This window comes from Massilia hydrophila (genome assembly GCF_020208145.1).
Classification (GTDB): domain Bacteria; phylum Pseudomonadota; class Gammaproteobacteria; order Burkholderiales; family Burkholderiaceae_D; genus Telluria; species Telluria hydrophila.
Window position 1 is genome coordinate 921,935 of the sequence record NZ_JAHYBX010000001.1, and the last position, 15,053, is coordinate 936,987.

The following is a 15,053-nucleotide window of genomic DNA, read 5'->3' on the forward strand; positions in this document are numbered from 1 at the left end:
CAGTGTAGCAAGTTCCTCGCAGCCGCGCCCGGTTTTGTTGCTATACGGGTAACTTTTAGAGATGACAAAAAATATTTCAATTATTTTTCATCGCAGGCCTAAAGTTCCCGCGATCCCTGCCGTTACCGGTTTCAGAAGCGCAAGGAATCATCCGAATACAGGTTTTGAAAAAATATTTTCAACATACCCTCAAGTTGCTGGCGCAGGCGCCGTTAAGCAGTAAGAAGCTTCGGGAAGAGGGCAGCGAAATATCGAAAAATATTTTGCGAAAACCCTAAAGTTCTCCGAAAGCTTGACGTAAACCGTAGCAAGCGCACGACAGCAGCCGGGTCGGACGCCAACAATCCGGGTGGTTTCCAGCGCCGCCCACCGCCCCCGTTTTCATAGGGGCGCCAGAGCGATCCAGAAGGGTTTGTCAGACAAACTCCTACGGGTCCTGTCCGCCATTCCCCGACCAAAAATACAGAGTTCGTCCAATTCCACTAAAGTTGCCTCACGGTCAGAATCTATCTCAACGGCAACAACTTACGGAGAGATGGAAATGACGATGAACGACATGATGGCTGAAATCCGCGACGCAAACCTGAGCTACCTGATGCTGGCCCAGCAAATGATCCGCGCCGACAAGGTCACCGCAATCTTCCGTCTGGGTATCTCGGCCGACATCGCCGAACTGATCGAAAGCATGAGCAATGCCCAGATCCTGAAGCTCGCCAGCGGCAACATGATGCTGGCCCGCTTCCGCTTCGACGACACCGCCATCCTGTCGATGCTCACCAGCCACACCAAGGAGCGCAGCCTGGCCCAGTCGCACGCCGCCATCCTGATGGCCGGCCAGCCGGTTGAAGAGATTGCATAAAGAAATCGTATAATTCCCGCAGAAGCGGCCTCGCCGGGGTCGCGCCGGAGAGCGGGAGCAGCACATGAGCAAGAAGAGCGTCGTTTCGGAAGCGCAGGAAATCCAGCTTGCGATCGAACTGATCAACCTGGGAGCGCGCCTCCAGCTGCTCGAAACCGAAGTCTCGCTGTCGCGCGAGCGCCTGCTCAAGCTGTACAAGGAACTGAAAGGGGTCTCGCCCCCGAAGGGCATGCTGCCTTTCTCGACCGACTGGTTCCTGACCTGGCAGCCGAACATCCATTCCTCGCTGTTCATCAATATCCACCACTTCCTGGTGGAACACGCCGGCGCCAGCGGCATCCATGCCGTGATGAAGGCCTATCAACTCTATCTCGAACAGATGCCGCCCGAGCCGGGCGAGGAGCCGCTGCTCTCGCTCACCCGCGCCTGGACCCTGGTGCGCTTCTTCCAGAGCGGCATGCTGGTGCTTGCGCCATGTAACAAATGCCAGGGCAAGTTCATCGTCAATGCGCTCGACCTGAATGCCGGCTACCTGTGCGGCCTGTGCCACATGCCTTCGCGCGCCGGCAAGACGCGCAAGGCCAAGGACGCCAAGGACGCCAGGGAGGCCAGCGAGGCCGCCAGCGCCGCGGCCCGCCAGGACAGCTGACGGCGCCGATGAAGCCGGCCGTCGCGGCGCTGCTGCTGCAGCTGGCTGCCATCCCGCTGATGCTGGCCGCCGTCTGGCTGCTGGCCACGGCCGGCATGCCGATGTCCTATCCCGCGGTCGCCCTGGTCCAGGGCCTGTTTGCCGCCGCGCTCAGCTGGTGGCGCGGCCTGGCCGGCTGGTGGCGCCCGATCCAGTTGCTGTTCCCGCTGGCGCTGTATGGCGCGGCCCAGCTGGCGATCCCGCCACTGGCCTTCCTGGCCGCCTTCCTGTTCCTGCTGCTGCTGTACTGGTCCACCTACCGCACGCAGGTGCCGTACTACCCGTCGGGCCGCGCGGTGCGCGCGGCGCTGGCGGGCCTGCTGCCGCAGCGGCCGGGCTTGCGCGTGATCGACATCGGCAGCGGCCTGGGCGGCCTGGTGCTCGACCTGGCGCGGCGCCGGCCGGATATCGCGGCCAGCGGCATCGAGCTGGCGCCGCTGCCCTGGCTGCTGAGCAGCCTGCGTGCGCGCCTGTCGGGCAGCCGGGCGCGCTTCCTGCGCGGCGACTACGACAGTCTCGACTTCGGCGCCTACGACCTGGTGTTCGCCTACCTGTCGCCGGCCGCCATGCCGGCCCTGTGGCGCAAGGCGGCGCGCGAGATGCGGCCGGGGTCCCTGCTCGTCAGTTACGAATTCATCATCGACGATCGTCCGCCCGACCGTACCGTCTATCCCACAGAGGGCGGCCCCGCCCTGCACATCTGGCACTTTTAGGCGACAAAACCGGGCTTTTTGCTTGCCGATGGCCCGTTCTCCCGCTAGAGTGGTTCCCTGCGTCAACTTTGCCTGGAATCACTTTTTATCCGGCACTTTTGTTAGCATTTTTATGTGCATCAGCCGGATGCGTCGATCCGGCTTTTCTGGAGCGGATTTCTCTTGTTAGTCATTCTTGGTTACCTCATCGTCTGCGCCTGCGTGTTCGGTGGATTTGCCCTGGCCGGCGGTCACCTGGCTTCGCTCTGGCAGCCGATCGAACTCCTGATGATCGGCGGCGCGGCGCTCGGCGCCTTCTTCGTCGGCAACACGATGAAGTCGGTGAAGGCGACCATGAAGGCGCTGCCGGGCGTGTTCAAGGGTTCGCAGTACACCAAGGACATGTACATGGAGCTGATGGCCCTGCAGTTTGACGTGCTGTCGAAAGTGCGCAAGGAAGGCCTGATGTCGATCGAAGGCGACATCGAGGCGCCGGAAGCCTCGCCCCTGTTCTCGAAGTACCCGGCGGTGCTGGCCGACCACCACATCGTCGAATTCATGACCGACTACCTGCGCCTGATGGTGTCCGGCAACATGGACGCGCTGCAGATCGAGAACCTGATGGACAACGAGATCGAGACCCACCATCACGAGGGTGCCATTCCGGCCCACGTGATCGCCAAGGTCGGCGACGGCCTGCCGGCCTTCGGCATCGTGGCGGCGGTGATGGGCGTGGTCCACACGATGGAATCGGTGGGCCTGCCCCCGGCCGAGCTGGGCATCCTGATCGCCAAGGCCCTGGTCGGCACCTTCCTCGGCATCCTGCTGGCCTATGCGTTCGTGACGCCGCTGGCCAGCGTGCTGGAACAGAAGCTGGAAGAATCGACCAAGATGTTCCAGTGCGTGAAGGTCACGCTGCTGGCCAGCCTGAATGGCTACGCGCCGGCGCTGGCCGTGGAATTCGGCCGCAAGGTGCTGTACTCGACCGAGCGCCCGAGCTTCGCCGAGCTCGAAGAGCACATCAAGAAGAAGAAATAAGCCGTGACGCCGCAACGACATCACGCGCAGGGAAGGGGGGAGCATGGCTGACGAAAACATGCGCCCCATCGTCGTCAAGCGCATCAAGAAGGTGGCCGGCGGCCACCATGGCGGCGCCTGGAAGATCGCGTATGCCGACTTCGTGACGGCGATGATGGCCTTTTTCCTGCTCATGTGGCTGCTCGGCTCGACCGCCAAGGGCGACCTCGAAGGCATCTCCGAATACTTCAAGACCCCGCTCAAGGTGGCGATGGCGGGCGGCTCCGGCGCCGGCGACTCCTCGTCCGTGATCAAGGGCGGCGGCACCGACCTGAGCCGCCGCAACGGCCAGGTCAAGAAGGGCGACATCGATCCGACCTCGAAGACCTACAACCTGGAAGCGGCCAAGGCGCAAGTGGCCAAGGCCGAAGCGGACCGCCTCGAATCGCTCAAGGCCAAGATGGAAGCGGTGATCGAGGTCAACCCGCTGCTCAAGAAGTACAAGAACCAGCTGCTGCTCGACATCACCAGCGAAGGCTTGCGGATCCAGATCGTGGACGAGCAGAACCGTCCGATGTTCGCGCTGGCGCGCGCCGAGCTGCAGCCCTACACCCGCGAGATCCTGAACGTGATCGGCATGGTACTGAACGAAGTGCCGAACAAGATCGGCCTGTCCGGCCACACCGACTCGACGCCGTACCCGAGCGACGCCGGCTACAGCAACTGGGAACTGTCGGCCGACCGCGCCAACGCTTCGCGCCGCGAACTGGTGCGCGGCGGGCTGGGCGACGACAAGGTGCTGCGCGTGGTGGGCCTGGCATCGGCCACGCCGCTCGACCGCACCGACCCGTTCAACCCGATCAACCGGCGCATCAGCATCATCGTGATGAACAAGCGCACCGAGGAAGCCGTGCAGCGCGACGCCGCCTCGCTCGAGGTACCGGCGCAGCAGCCGGCGGCGGCAGCGGGCGCGGTGGCGGGCGCCGGCGGCCTGCGCCCGGACGCCGTGCTGGCCAAGTAGCCCGGGACTGGAGACTCGAATGAAAAGAAAAAAGATACTGGGATCGCACGTGAAACGCCTGCTGTCGGGCGTGGCGCTGCATGGCCGCCGGCACCTGACCGAGGTCGAGACCGACCTGCTGCAGACGGCGCTGCTGCTGGACGAAGCCATCGACAAGCTGACCAGCAGCTTCCTGGCCATCCATTCCGCGGTCGGCACGCGCCAGGACGCGATCAACCGCCTGCTGGCGGGCGAGGCCCCGAGCGCGGAAGACAGCGCGCGCCTGTCCGACATGTCGGGCGAGATCGGGCAGCACGTGAACTCGGCCATCACCAGCATGCAGTTCCAGGACATGACCAGCCAGCTGATCGACCGCACGCTGCGCCGCGTGGCCGGCCTGCGCGATTTCCTCGGCACGCTCAGCGAGCATGGCGCCGAGATCGCGCCGGAAACCGACAGCGAGGAGATCGTCGAGCGCCTGGGCAAGGTCAGCATGGCGCTGGCGATCCAGTCGCTCGAGCTGCGCGGCATGCTGCGCAAGTCGGTCGAGCAGCGCCACCTGGAAAGCGGCGACATCGAGCTTTTCTGAACCGCGCCCCGGTCCAGGCCCTATACTTCGCCACTTAACATTCAACCGGAAGCTTCCGGACAAGACAGCAGGAGCAGAACATGGCAAAAACGATACTCGCGGTCGACGATTCAAGTTCGCTGCGCCAGATGGTGGCGTTCAGCCTCAAGGCGGCGGGCTACAACGTGCTCGAGGCCGTGGACGGGCAGGATGGCCTGGACAAGGCGCGCCAGCAGAGCGTGGACCTGGTCCTGACCGACCAGAACATGCCGCGCATGGACGGCCTGTCCCTGATCAAGACCCTGCGCACGCTGCCGACCTATGCCAAGACCCCGATCCTGATGCTGACCACCGAGTCGTCCGACGAGATGAAGGCCAAGGGCCGCGCGGCCGGCGCCAACGGCTGGCTGGTCAAGCCGTTCGACCCGCAGCGCCTCATCGAGGTGGTCAAGAAGGTCATCGGCTAAGGCCATGACCCAGCGGGCAATCGAAGGACTTTCATCATGACGATCGACATCAGCCAGTTCTACCAGGTTTTCTTCGACGAGGCGGAAGAGCTGCTCGCCGAAATGGAGCGGCTGCTGCTGGGCGTCGACGTGGCCGCGCCCGATCCGGAAGACCTGAACGCGGTGTTCCGCACCGCCCACTCGGTCAAGGGCGGGGCCTCGACCTTCGGCCTGACCGACATGAGCGAAGTCACGCACGTGCTCGAGACCCTGCTCGACCGCATCCGCAAGGGCGAGATGGCGCTCACCGCGAACCACGTGGACGCCTTCCTGGCCGCCAAGGACTGCCTCAAGATGCAGCTCGACGGCCACCGCCACGGCGCCAGCGTCGACCAGGAAGCCGTGGCCAATGTGCGCATGGTGCTGCACGACCTGGCCGAGGGCCTGGTGCCGCAGGCGCCGGTGGTGGCCCCGTCCTACCTGACGGCCGGAGACCGCCAGCACCACCGGCTGGAGAACGCGCACCGCTACAAGATCGAGCTGCCCCATGTGGAGCAGCGCGACATCAGCGCCCTGGTCGACGAGCTCGGCCTGATGGGCCGCACCCGGGTGACCCCGCTCGACGGCGGACGCAGCGCGATCGTGATCACGACCCACGAGAGCCTGGAAGACATCATCGCGATCTGCTCCTTCGTGCTGGACCCGGAAGACCTGAAGATCTTCGAGGCCCCGGCCCTGAGCCCGGAACAGCGCGCCATCGAGGCGGCCGAGCGCAAGCGCATCGAGGATGCCCAGGGCTACGGCTTCTTCGACCTCGACGACGAGCACCCGGCCGGTGCGGTCGAGGAAGAACTGTCGGACGACGAGCGCGGCTACGGCTTCTTCCAGCCGATCGAGCAGATCCGCGCGCTGGCCGGCATCGGCGCCGAGACCCCCCCGCAGGCCGCCGCGCACAAGGAAGTCCATGAACACGGCGAGGCCGAGCAGCACGCGGCCGAACACGCCCACGAGCATGCGGCCGAGAAAAAAGCCGCGGCGCGCAAGGACCCGCATGCCGAGTCGTCCTCGATCCGGGTCTCGGTGGAAAAGGTGGACCAGCTGATCAACCTGATCGGCGAACTGGTGATCACCAACGCCATGCTCGAGCAGAGAAGCGGCGGCCTCGATCCGATGGCGCACGAGCGCCTGCTCAATTCCATCAGCCAGCTCGGGCGCAACACGCGCGAGTTGCAGGAAGCGGTGATGTCGATCCGCATGATGCCGATGGACTTCGTGTTCTCGCGCTTCCCGCGCATGGTGCGCGACCTGGCCGGCAAGCTCGGCAAGAAGGTGGACTTCATCACCAACGGCGCGGCCACGGAGCTGGACAAGGGCCTGATCGAGCGCATCGTCGATCCGCTGACCCACCTGGTGCGCAATTCGATCGACCACGGCGTCGAGATGCCGGCCGCGCGCGTGGCCGCCGGCAAGTCGGAGGCGGGACGCCTGTTCCTGTCGGCCGGCCACCAGGGCGGCAACATCGTGATCGAAGTCTCGGACGACGGCGCGGGCCTGAACCGCGAGCGCATCCTGGCCAAGGCCCGGGAGAGCGGCCTGGCCGTGCACGACACCATGAGCGACGAGGAAGTCTGGCAGCTGATCTTCGCGCCCGGCTTCTCGACCGCCGAGCAGGTGACCGACGTCTCCGGGCGCGGCGTCGGCATGGACGTCGTCAAGCGCAACATCGCCTCGATGGGCGGCACGGTCGAGATCCGCTCGGCGCGCGGCTTCGGCACCACGATCTCGATCTCGCTGCCGCTCACCCTGGCGATCCTGGACGGCATGTCGATCCGCAGCGGCGACGAGGTCTACATCCTGCCGCTGTCCTTCGTGGTCGAGTCGCTCCAGCCGGAGCCCGCCGACATCCGCGAGATCGCCGGCCGCGGCAGCGTGCTGAAGGTGCGCGGCGAATACCTGCCCCTGATCCCGCTGTACCGGATGTTCGACATCACGCCGCGCATCACCGAGCCGAGCGAAGGCATCGTGGTGATCCTCGAGACCGAAGGCAGGAAGGCCGCGCTGTTCGTGGACGAACTGGTGGGCCAGCAGCAGGTGGTGGTCAAGAACCTGGAGGCCAACTACCGCAAGGTGGCCGGCATCTCGGGCGCGACCATCCTGGGCGACGGCGGCGTGGCCCTGATCCTGGACGTGGCCGCGCTGGTGCGTTCCTCGCGCCAGCTGGCCGATGCCGTCGTTTCCTAGGCGCCCCAACCCATATCAACCCAAGAGGACATCAACATGTCGACTGTGCAGAACAACAAACCCCTGGACGGCGCCGCGGAAGGCGCCGGCAGCGAATTCCTGGCCTTCACCCTCGGTTCCGAGGAATACGGGATCGATATCCTGAAGGTGCAGGAGATCCGCGGCTACGAAGCCGTGACCCGCATCGCCAACGCTCCCGAATTCATCAAGGGCGTGATCAACCTGCGCGGCATCATCATCCCGGTGGTGGACATGCGCATCAAGTTCAAGCTCGGCACCCCGGTGTACGACCAGTTCACGGTGGTGATCATCCTGAACATCGGCGGGCGCATCATGGGCATGGTGGTCGACAGCGTGTCGGACGTGACCACCTTGACCCCGGACCAGATCAAGCCGGCCCCGGAGATGGGCACCGCCTTCAACTCGGACTACATGATCGGCCTCGGCACCGTGGACGAGCGCATGCTGATCCTGGTCGACATCGACAAGCTGATGTCCTCCAGCGAGATGGGCCTGATGGACAAGCTGGCCGCCTGATACCCGGGGCCAGCCGGCACGCGCAACGCAGAGAGCAATACCAGGGAAGAGACAGAACGTGCCGCAGCATAGAACCGATACGGCGAAGGAATTCGACTTCACGCGCAGTGACTTCGAACGCGTGCGCGCGCTGATCTACCAGCGCGCCGGCATTTCGCTCGCGGACAGCAAGCAGGAGATGGTCTACAGCCGCCTGGCGCGGCGCCTGCGCGCCACCGGCATCCAGTCCTTCGCGCGCTACCTCGACGAGCTGGAGGCGGGACGCCTGGGCGCCGAGTGGGAAGCCTTCACCAATGCGCTGACCACCAACCTGACCTCGTTCTTCCGCGAAGCCCACCATTTCCCGCTGCTGGCCGAGCTGCTGGCGGGCCTGCAGCGCCGCGACGGCCGGCCCTTCACCATCTGGTGTTCGGCCGCGTCCACCGGCGAGGAACCGTATTCGATCGCGATGACCGCCTGCGAAGCTTTCGGCACAATGGCGCCGCCGGTGCAGATCGTCGCCACCGACATCGACACCAATGTGCTGGGCACCGGCGCGGCCGGCGTCTATCCGCTGGAACGGGTCGAGCGCCTGGAGGCGGCGCGCCTGAAGCGCTTCTTCTTGCGTGGCAAGGGCGCCAACGAAGGCATGGTGCGGGTGCGCCCGGAACTGCGCCAGCTGGTCAGCTTCCGCCAGCTGAACCTGCTGGCCGGCGACTGGCCGCTGGAAGGGCAGTTCGATGCCATCTTCTGCCGCAATGTCATGATCTACTTCGACAAGGAAACCCAGCGCCGCATCCTGGCGCGCTTCGTTCCCCTGATGAAGCCGCATGCCCTGCTGTTCGCCGGGCATTCCGAAAACTTCCTGTACGTGTCGGATGCGCTGCGCCTGCGCGGCAAGACCGTGTACGAGCTGGACCAGGCCTCGCGCCGCTAAGCTGCACCGCACCGCACCGCACCGGATCCGATCATGAACAACCAGTTCGCCACCAACGTCTACTACGACCGCACCTTCGACTGCGAGGCCGCCAAGATCCTGCCGGGCGAGTACTACTACACCGGCAAGGACATGCTGATCGTGACCGTGCTCGGCTCCTGCGTCTCGGCCTGCATCCGCGACCGGATGACGGGCCTGGGCGGCATGAACCACTTCATGCTGCCCGATGGCGGCGGCGACGGCGGCAGCCCGGTCTCTGCCTCGATGCGCTACGGCAGCTTCGCGATGGAGATCCTGATCAACGACCTGCTCAAGGCGGGCGCCCGGCGCGACCACCTGGAGGCGAAGGTGTTCGGCGGCGGGGCCGTGCTGCGCGGCTTCACGGCCATGAACGTGGGCGAACGCAACGCGGCCTTCGTCACCAGTTTCCTGAAGACCGAGCGGATTCCCGTGCTGGCCTCGGACCTGAACGACATCTATCCGCGCAAGGTGTATTTCTTCCCCAAGACCGGCAAGGTGCTGGTGAAGAAGCTGATGCAGACCCAGAACGATACGCTGGCCAAGCGCGAACTCGACTACGCCAAGCGGCTGCGGGTGGAACCCGTGGGCGGCGACATCGACCTGTTCTGAAGAATACAAGAAAGACCTGAAAGGGACGACCCATGACAATCAAGGTACTGATCGTCGACGACTCCGCGCTGATCCGCAGCGTGATGAGCGAAATCGTCAACTCCCAGCCCGACATGGAAGTCGTGGCGACCGCGCCCGACCCCCTGGTCGCGCGCGAACTGATCAAGCGCCACAACCCCGACGTGCTGACCCTGGACGTCGAGATGCCGCGGATGGACGGCCTCGACTTCCTGGAAAAGCTGATGCGCCTGCGCCCGATGCCGGTGCTGATGGTGTCCTCGCTGACCGAGCGCGGCTCCGAGATCACCATGCGCGCGCTGGAACTGGGCGCGGTGGACTTCGTCACCAAGCCGAAGATCTCGATCCAGACCGGCATGCGCGAATACACGGAACTGATTACCGACAAGATCCGCGCGGCCAGCCGCGCCCGCATCCGGCGCATGACGCCGGGGGCGCCGCCGGCGCCCCAGCTGTCGGCCCTGCGCAGCCCCTTGATCTCGTCGGAAAAGCTGATCATCATCGGCGCGTCCACCGGCGGCACCGAGGCGATCCGCAGCTTCCTGATGCAGATGCCGTCGGACTGCCCCGGCATCCTGATCACCCAGCACATGCCGGAAGGCTTCACCAGTTCGTTCGCCAAGCGCCTCGATTCGCTGTGCCGCATCAGCGTGGTGGAGTCAAGCGGCAACGAACGGGTGCTGCCGGGCCACGCCTACATCGCGCCGGGCCACTCGCACCTGCTGCTGGCGCGCTCCGGCGCCAACTACATGACCCGCATCGAGCAGAGCCCGCCGGTCAACCGGCACCGGCCTTCGGTGGACGTGCTGTTTCGCAGCGCGGCGGCGGCGGCGGGCAAGAACGCGGTCGGTGTTATCCTGACCGGCATGGGCAAGGACGGGGCGGCGGGCATGCTCGAGATGCGCCAGGCCGGCGCCCACAATTTCGCCCAGGACGAAGCCAGCTGCGTCGTGTTCGGCATGCCGCGCGAGGCGATCGCCCTCGGCGCGGCGCACGAGGTCGGCAGCCTGAACGAGCTGCCGCGGATGGTGCTCGAACATCTCGCGGCCCAGGGCAGCCGGGCGTTGCGTGTTTGATCCGGATGGCGTGCCATCGCCGCCATTTTATCGCCGTAGAGCAACAAAAATGCTATTCTTGAGCCTGTTTATGCGGTGCTCATCCACTCAACCAAAGTACAAGATTCAAACGGAGTAATTCATGGCAGATCCAAAGATGCGTTTTCTGGTGGTTGACGATTTCTCGACGATGCGCCGCATCGTCCGGAATCTGTTGAAGGAACTGGGTTATGCCAACGTCGACGAAGCCGAGGACGGCGTGATGGCCCTGGCCAAGCTGCGCAGCGAGTCCTTCGACTTCGTGGTCTCGGACTGGAACATGCCGAACATGGACGGCCTGACCATGCTGCAGAACATCCGTGCCGATCCCGCACTGGCCAAGCTGCCGGTGCTGATGGTCACCGCCGAGGCGAAGAAGGAAAACATCATCGCGGCCGCACAGGCCGGCGCGAGCGGCTACGTGGTCAAGCCGTTCACGGCCGCGACCCTGGACGAGAAGCTCAACAAGATCTTCGAGAAACTGGACAAGGCCGGAGCCTGAGATGTCGGAACAGATGGACGGCGTGCTTGCCGAGCAGGGGGCGCCGCACGAGGAGGTGCTGAGCCGTATCGGGCACATGACGCGCGCGCTGCACGACAGCCTGCGCGGCCTCGGACTCGACAAGCTGATCGAAAAGGCGGCCAGCGACATCCCCGATGCGCGCGACCGCCTCGACTACGTGGCGCGCCTGTCGGAACAGGCCGCCAAGCGCGTGCTGGACGCTACCGACGCCGCCGGCCCGGTGCAGGACGCGATCGAGCGCCGCGCGGGCGAGCTGTCCGCTTCCTGGCAGGCGCTGCTGGACCAGGAGGCGAGTGGCGCTGCCGTCGCCGAGACCGACTGGCGGGCGCTGGCGCAGCGCACCGTGGCCGGGCTGGATGAGACGCGCCAGGGCGCCGCGGCGACCCGCGCCCAGCTGATGGACATCATGATGGCCCAGGACTTCCAGGACCTGACCGGCCAGGTGATCAGCCGTATCACGGGCATTGCCCAGAACCTCGAGCAGCAGCTGGTGCAGGTGCTGATCGATTTCGCGCCGAGCGAGATCCGGCGCGAGCTGGACAACGGCCTGCTCAACGGGCCGCAGATCAATCCCGAAGGCAAGAGCGAAGTGGTGGCCGACCAGGGCCAGGTGGACGACCTGCTCGACAGCCTCGGATTCTGACCTCCCGCGGGCCGCGTGCCCGTTCCAGACTCCAGACTCTCCCCGCGCCGCCATGCACCATACCAATTTCATTGTCCGTGAGCCGCTGCTCGACCCCGCGCAGCGCGTGATCGGCTATGAGCTGTCGTGGCAGCACCATGACGGCAAGCTGGCCGGCAGCGCCCACTTGGAAGCGCTGCTGGCCTTCGTAGCCGAGCACGTCCAGCATCCCGAACATGGCTGGCTGCTGCGCGACAAGGTCCTGTTCCTGGACGCGGTGCCGGAAATGCTGTCCACCGACGCCCTCCACGCGCTGCCGCCGGAACGTACCGTCCTCACCCTGCACATCCGCAAGTTCACCGACCCCGCCGTGCGCGCTGCGGTGCAGGCGGTGCGGGTGGGCGGGGTCGGGGTGTCGATCCGCGGCGCCGATCCCAAGCTGCTGGGACGCAACCTGGCGCCGTATGCCTCCTACCTGGAAGTGCAGTTCGCCAGCCAGGACGTGGCGGCCCAGGCGCGCAGCTATGCCGCCGCGCGCCACGCGGCGGTGCGCATGGTGGGCCGCCCGGTGGCGAGCTGGGCCGATTTCGACGCCTGCGCCGCGCTCGGCCTGGATGCCTTTGTCGGCAAGCTGCACCTGACGCCGCGTCCGGGCAATCTGGTCAAGGGCATGAACGCGTCGCAGCAGGTGATCCTGCAGCTGATGCAGATGGTGCAGAACAACGAGGACGTACCACGCCTGGAAAACGTGCTCAAGCGCGATCCGGCGCTGATCTACAAGCTGCTGCGCTACATTAATTCGGCCGGCTTCGGGGCCGCGCGCGAGGTGCAGTCGCTGCGCCAGGCGATCGCGCTGATGGGCTACGCGCCCCTGTACCGCTGGCTGGTGCTGTTGCTGGCGACGGCCAGCCAGAGCGGCTATTCGCCGGTGCTGATGGAAACCGCGGTGGTGCGCGCGCGCCTGGCCGAGCTGCTCGCCGCGAAGCGCCTGCCCGGCGAGGGCGAACATGTGTTTGTGGCGGGCATGTTCTCGCTGCTCGACCGCCTGCTGGGCCTGCCCATGAAGGAAGTGCTGGACACGGTGCCGCTGCCGGTCGAGGTGGTCAAGGCCCTGCTGGGGCGGGAAGGGCCCTACGGCCCCTACCTGGCGCTGGCCGAGGCCTGCGAGCTGAACTCGCGGCTGGTGGCTTCGCTGGCCGAGTCACTGGGCATCAGTCCGCTGGAGCTGAACATTGCCCACCTGTCGGCCCTGTCCTGGGCCCAGTCGGTGGGCGTCTGAGCCGTCGCGCGCTTGCGTAGGGTGGGCGGGTTCTCCCGCCCACGCGTCCACACCACGGTGCTGCTGCCCGTGCGGATATTCATCACCTGACGATCACCGCGTGGGCAGGAAATCTGCCCACCCTACGGGTTGCCGCGGCGGATGCGGCCCGCCACCGTACGGATCGCCTCAGATTTCCAGGTTGTCGATCAGGCGCGTATTGCCCAGCTTGGCCGCGGCCAGCACCACCAGCGGCGCACCCGCTTCCAGTTCCGCCACGCTCGGCGCCTGCAGGTCCATGCGCTTGCGGATCGACACGTAATCCGGCTGCCAGCCGCGCGCGGCGAGGTGCTCCATGGCCTGGCGCTCGACTGCCAGCGGGTCGCGGCTGCCGGCGCGCATCGCCTCGGCGACGGCGTTCAGCTGCTGGTACAGGACCGGCGCTTCCTGCCGCTCCTGGCTCGACAGGTAGCCGTTGCGCGAGGACAGCGCCAGGCCGTCCTCGGCGCGGAAGGTCTCGGCGCCGATGATCTCGGTGGGCAGCGCGAACTGGCGCGCCATGTTACGAACGATCATCAGCTGCTGGTAATCCTTTTTGCCGAACACCGCCACGCGCGGCTGGACGCAGGAGAACAGCTTGGTCACCACGGTGCACACGCCGTCGAAGAAGCCGGGACGGAACTCGCCTTCCAGCGTATTGCCCAGGCCCTCCGGCGGACGCACGCGGTATTCCTGCGGCTCCGGGTACATGTCCTTCTCGGTCGGCGCGAACAGCACGTAGACGCCTTCCTTTTCCAGCTTTTCCACGTCGGCCTGGAAGGTGCGCGGGTATTTGTCGAAGTCCTCGTTGGGGCCGAACTGCAAGCGGTTGACGAAGATCGAGGCAACCACCGGATCGCCATGGCGGCGCGCCAGGCGCATCAGGGACAGGTGGCCTTCGTGCAGGTTGCCCATCGTCGGCACGAAGGCGGTGCGCAGCTGGCCGCGCAGCTGGTCGCGCAGTTCGTCGATGGAGGAGATGATTTTCATGGTATCGGAAGCGGTAAGTGTGACGGCTCAGGCCGGCGAATAGGCCAGGCGCACGTAGATGGGGGCGAACGGTTCGGCCTGGGTGATCTCGATCAGGGTTTCCTTCGCCAGTTCGAGCATGGCGACAAAGTGTACAACCACGATCGGCACCGTGCCCTGGCCGGCGAAGAGTTCGGAAAATTCGACGAAGCGCTGCGCCTGCAGGGTGCGCAGGATGGCCGACATGTGCTCGCGCACGGACAGTTCCTGGCGCCCGATCCGGTGGTGCTGGGTCAGCTTGGCGCGGCGCAGCACCTCGAGCCAGGCGCGCTGCAGGTCCCAGGGATCGACGTCCGGCAGGCTGGGCGCCAGGCCCTGTTCCACGAACAGCTGGGGCCGCACGAAATCGCGGCCTTCCTGGGGCAGGGCGCCGAGCGCCAGGGCGGCCGCCTTGATCTGCTCGTAGTCGAGCAGGCGCCGCACCAGTTCCGCGCGCGGGTCGCCGGCGTCCTCGACCAGGTCATCCTGGCGCTTGGGCAGCAGCATCCTCGACTTGATCTCGATCAGCATGGCCGCCATGAGCAGGTACTCGGCGGCCAGTTCCAGGTTGCGCTGGCGGATCTGCTCGACGTACTCCAGGTATTGCAGGGTCACCTGCGCCATCGGGATGTCGAGGATGTTGAAGTTCTGCTTGCGGATCAGGTACAGCAGCAGGTCGAGCGGTCCCTCGAAGGCATCGAGGAAGACCTCGAGCGCGTCCGGCGGAATGTACAGGTCGCTTGGCAGGCGCAGCAGGGGTTCGCCGTACAGGCGCGCGATGCTGGCCTCGGCCGCGTCGGCGGCCGCGTTCAGGCCGGCATCATGGCTCGCGGGATCGTGCTCCGCCACCAGCCCGGAATCGGCCGGCGCACCGGGCGCGGCCTGCACTGGCAGCAT

General features: G+C 65.7%; 17 protein-coding genes. 15 read left to right on the forward strand and 2 right to left on the reverse strand.

Annotation, left to right across the window (positions count from 1 at the left end):
* Positions 1–541: 541 nt before the first annotated feature.
* From flhD to LE190_RS04285, 15 genes are all read left to right on the forward strand, one after another.
* Positions 542–859, forward strand: a complete 318-nt coding sequence (gene flhD, locus LE190_RS04215; protein WP_224942217.1) for a flagellar transcriptional regulator FlhD — start codon at positions 542–544, stop codon at positions 857–859.
* A 64-nt stretch (positions 860–923) separates the two neighbouring features.
* Positions 924–1,508 (forward strand): flagellar transcriptional regulator FlhC, encoded by a 585-nt coding sequence (gene flhC / locus LE190_RS04220; RefSeq protein ID WP_225237526.1) that lies wholly within the window; start codon positions 924–926, stop codon positions 1,506–1,508.
* Between the two features lie 8 nt (positions 1,509–1,516).
* Positions 1,517–2,260: a class I SAM-dependent methyltransferase gene (locus LE190_RS04225; RefSeq protein ID WP_225237527.1), complete on the forward strand. Its 744-nt coding sequence runs from the start codon at positions 1,517–1,519 to the stop codon at positions 2,258–2,260.
* Between the two features lie 162 nt (positions 2,261–2,422).
* On the forward strand, positions 2,423–3,277 hold the full coding sequence (gene motA / locus LE190_RS04230) for a flagellar motor stator protein MotA (protein WP_224942204.1): 855 nt from the start codon (positions 2,423–2,425) through the stop codon (positions 3,275–3,277).
* A 43-nt stretch (positions 3,278–3,320) separates the two neighbouring features.
* Complete coding sequence (motB, locus tag LE190_RS04235) at positions 3,321–4,277, forward strand: flagellar motor protein MotB (RefSeq protein WP_225237528.1); 957 nt, start codon at positions 3,321–3,323, stop codon at positions 4,275–4,277.
* A gap of 19 nt (positions 4,278–4,296) precedes the next feature.
* Positions 4,297–4,845, forward strand: a complete 549-nt coding sequence (locus tag LE190_RS04240; protein ID WP_225237529.1) for a chemotaxis protein — start codon at positions 4,297–4,299, stop codon at positions 4,843–4,845.
* An 80-nt stretch (positions 4,846–4,925) separates the two neighbouring features.
* Positions 4,926–5,291 (forward strand): response regulator, encoded by a 366-nt coding sequence (locus LE190_RS04245; protein WP_224942198.1) that lies wholly within the window; start codon positions 4,926–4,928, stop codon positions 5,289–5,291.
* Between the two features lie 36 nt (positions 5,292–5,327).
* Positions 5,328–7,511 carry a chemotaxis protein CheA gene (gene cheA, locus LE190_RS04250; RefSeq protein WP_225237530.1) on the forward strand — a complete coding sequence of 728 codons (2,184 nt, stop codon included), beginning with the start codon at positions 5,328–5,330 and terminating at the stop codon, positions 7,509–7,511.
* Positions 7,512–7,547: 36 nt separating this feature from the next.
* Positions 7,548–8,048 carry a chemotaxis protein CheW gene (locus tag LE190_RS04255; RefSeq protein WP_225237531.1) on the forward strand — a complete coding sequence of 167 codons (501 nt, stop codon included), beginning with the start codon at positions 7,548–7,550 and terminating at the stop codon, positions 8,046–8,048.
* 58 nt (positions 8,049–8,106) lie between these two features.
* Positions 8,107–8,964 (forward strand): CheR family methyltransferase, encoded by an 858-nt coding sequence (locus LE190_RS04260; protein ID WP_225237532.1) that lies wholly within the window; start codon positions 8,107–8,109, stop codon positions 8,962–8,964.
* Positions 8,965–8,997: 33 nt separating this feature from the next.
* Positions 8,998–9,594, forward strand: coding sequence for a chemoreceptor glutamine deamidase CheD (cheD, locus tag LE190_RS04265; RefSeq protein ID WP_225237533.1), 597 nt, complete (start codon positions 8,998–9,000; stop codon positions 9,592–9,594).
* A 32-nt stretch (positions 9,595–9,626) separates the two neighbouring features.
* Positions 9,627–10,688 carry a protein-glutamate methylesterase/protein-glutamine glutaminase gene (locus tag LE190_RS04270; RefSeq protein WP_224942170.1) on the forward strand — a complete coding sequence of 354 codons (1,062 nt, stop codon included), beginning with the start codon at positions 9,627–9,629 and terminating at the stop codon, positions 10,686–10,688.
* A 121-nt stretch (positions 10,689–10,809) separates the two neighbouring features.
* Positions 10,810–11,208 carry a chemotaxis response regulator CheY gene (gene cheY, locus LE190_RS04275; protein WP_005666673.1) on the forward strand — a complete coding sequence of 133 codons (399 nt, stop codon included), beginning with the start codon at positions 10,810–10,812 and terminating at the stop codon, positions 11,206–11,208.
* A gap of 1 nt (position 11,209) precedes the next feature.
* Positions 11,210–11,872, forward strand: a complete 663-nt coding sequence (gene cheZ, locus LE190_RS04280; protein ID WP_225237534.1) for a protein phosphatase CheZ — start codon at positions 11,210–11,212, stop codon at positions 11,870–11,872.
* Positions 11,873–11,924: 52 nt separating this feature from the next.
* Positions 11,925–13,130: an EAL and HDOD domain-containing protein gene (locus tag LE190_RS04285; protein WP_225237535.1), complete on the forward strand. Its 1,206-nt coding sequence runs from the start codon at positions 11,925–11,927 to the stop codon at positions 13,128–13,130.
* A gap of 168 nt (positions 13,131–13,298) precedes the next feature.
* Here the strand turns inward: LE190_RS04285 and panC are convergent, their stop codons facing one another.
* Both panC and LE190_RS04295 read right to left on the reverse strand, forming a co-directional pair.
* The gene (gene panC / locus LE190_RS04290) at positions 13,299–14,138 is read right to left on the reverse strand and encodes a pantoate--beta-alanine ligase (RefSeq protein WP_225237536.1); all 840 of its coding nucleotides are present in this window, start codon (positions 14,136–14,138) and stop codon (positions 13,299–13,301) included.
* A 27-nt stretch (positions 14,139–14,165) separates the two neighbouring features.
* Positions 14,166–15,053 (reverse strand): segregation and condensation protein A, encoded by an 888-nt coding sequence (locus LE190_RS04295; protein WP_224942156.1) that lies wholly within the window; start codon positions 15,051–15,053, stop codon positions 14,166–14,168.

What these genes read in the sequence shown, in the direction of transcription:
- flhC (WP_225237526.1), top strand. Translation starts at nt 924, where the DNA reads ATGAGCAAGAAGAGCGTCGTTTCGGAAGCGCAGGAAATCCAGCTTGCG.
- LE190_RS04270 (WP_224942170.1), top strand. Translation starts at nt 9,627, where the DNA reads ATGACAATCAAGGTACTGATCGTCGACGACTCCGCGCTGATCCGCAGC.
- panC (WP_225237536.1), bottom strand. Translation starts at nt 14,138, where the DNA reads ATGAAAATCATCTCCTCCATCGACGAACTGCGCGACCAGCTGCGCGGC.
- cheD (WP_225237533.1), top strand. Translation starts at nt 8,998, where the DNA reads ATGAACAACCAGTTCGCCACCAACGTCTACTACGACCGCACCTTCGAC.
- cheA (WP_225237530.1), top strand. Translation starts at nt 5,328, where the DNA reads ATGACGATCGACATCAGCCAGTTCTACCAGGTTTTCTTCGACGAGGCG.
- LE190_RS04225 (WP_225237527.1), top strand. Translation starts at nt 1,517, where the DNA reads ATGAAGCCGGCCGTCGCGGCGCTGCTGCTGCAGCTGGCTGCCATCCCG.
- LE190_RS04255 (WP_225237531.1), top strand. Translation starts at nt 7,548, where the DNA reads ATGTCGACTGTGCAGAACAACAAACCCCTGGACGGCGCCGCGGAAGGC.
- cheY (WP_005666673.1), top strand. Translation starts at nt 10,810, where the DNA reads ATGGCAGATCCAAAGATGCGTTTTCTGGTGGTTGACGATTTCTCGACG.
- flhD (WP_224942217.1), top strand. Translation starts at nt 542, where the DNA reads ATGACGATGAACGACATGATGGCTGAAATCCGCGACGCAAACCTGAGC.
- LE190_RS04295 (WP_224942156.1), bottom strand. Translation starts at nt 15,053, where the DNA reads ATGCTGCCAGTGCAGGCCGCGCCCGGTGCGCCGGCCGATTCCGGGCTG.
- LE190_RS04240 (WP_225237529.1), top strand. Translation starts at nt 4,297, where the DNA reads ATGAAAAGAAAAAAGATACTGGGATCGCACGTGAAACGCCTGCTGTCG.
- cheZ (WP_225237534.1), top strand. Translation starts at nt 11,210, where the DNA reads ATGTCGGAACAGATGGACGGCGTGCTTGCCGAGCAGGGGGCGCCGCAC.
- LE190_RS04285 (WP_225237535.1), top strand. Translation starts at nt 11,925, where the DNA reads ATGCACCATACCAATTTCATTGTCCGTGAGCCGCTGCTCGACCCCGCG.
- motB (WP_225237528.1), top strand. Translation starts at nt 3,321, where the DNA reads ATGGCTGACGAAAACATGCGCCCCATCGTCGTCAAGCGCATCAAGAAG.
- LE190_RS04245 (WP_224942198.1), top strand. Translation starts at nt 4,926, where the DNA reads ATGGCAAAAACGATACTCGCGGTCGACGATTCAAGTTCGCTGCGCCAG.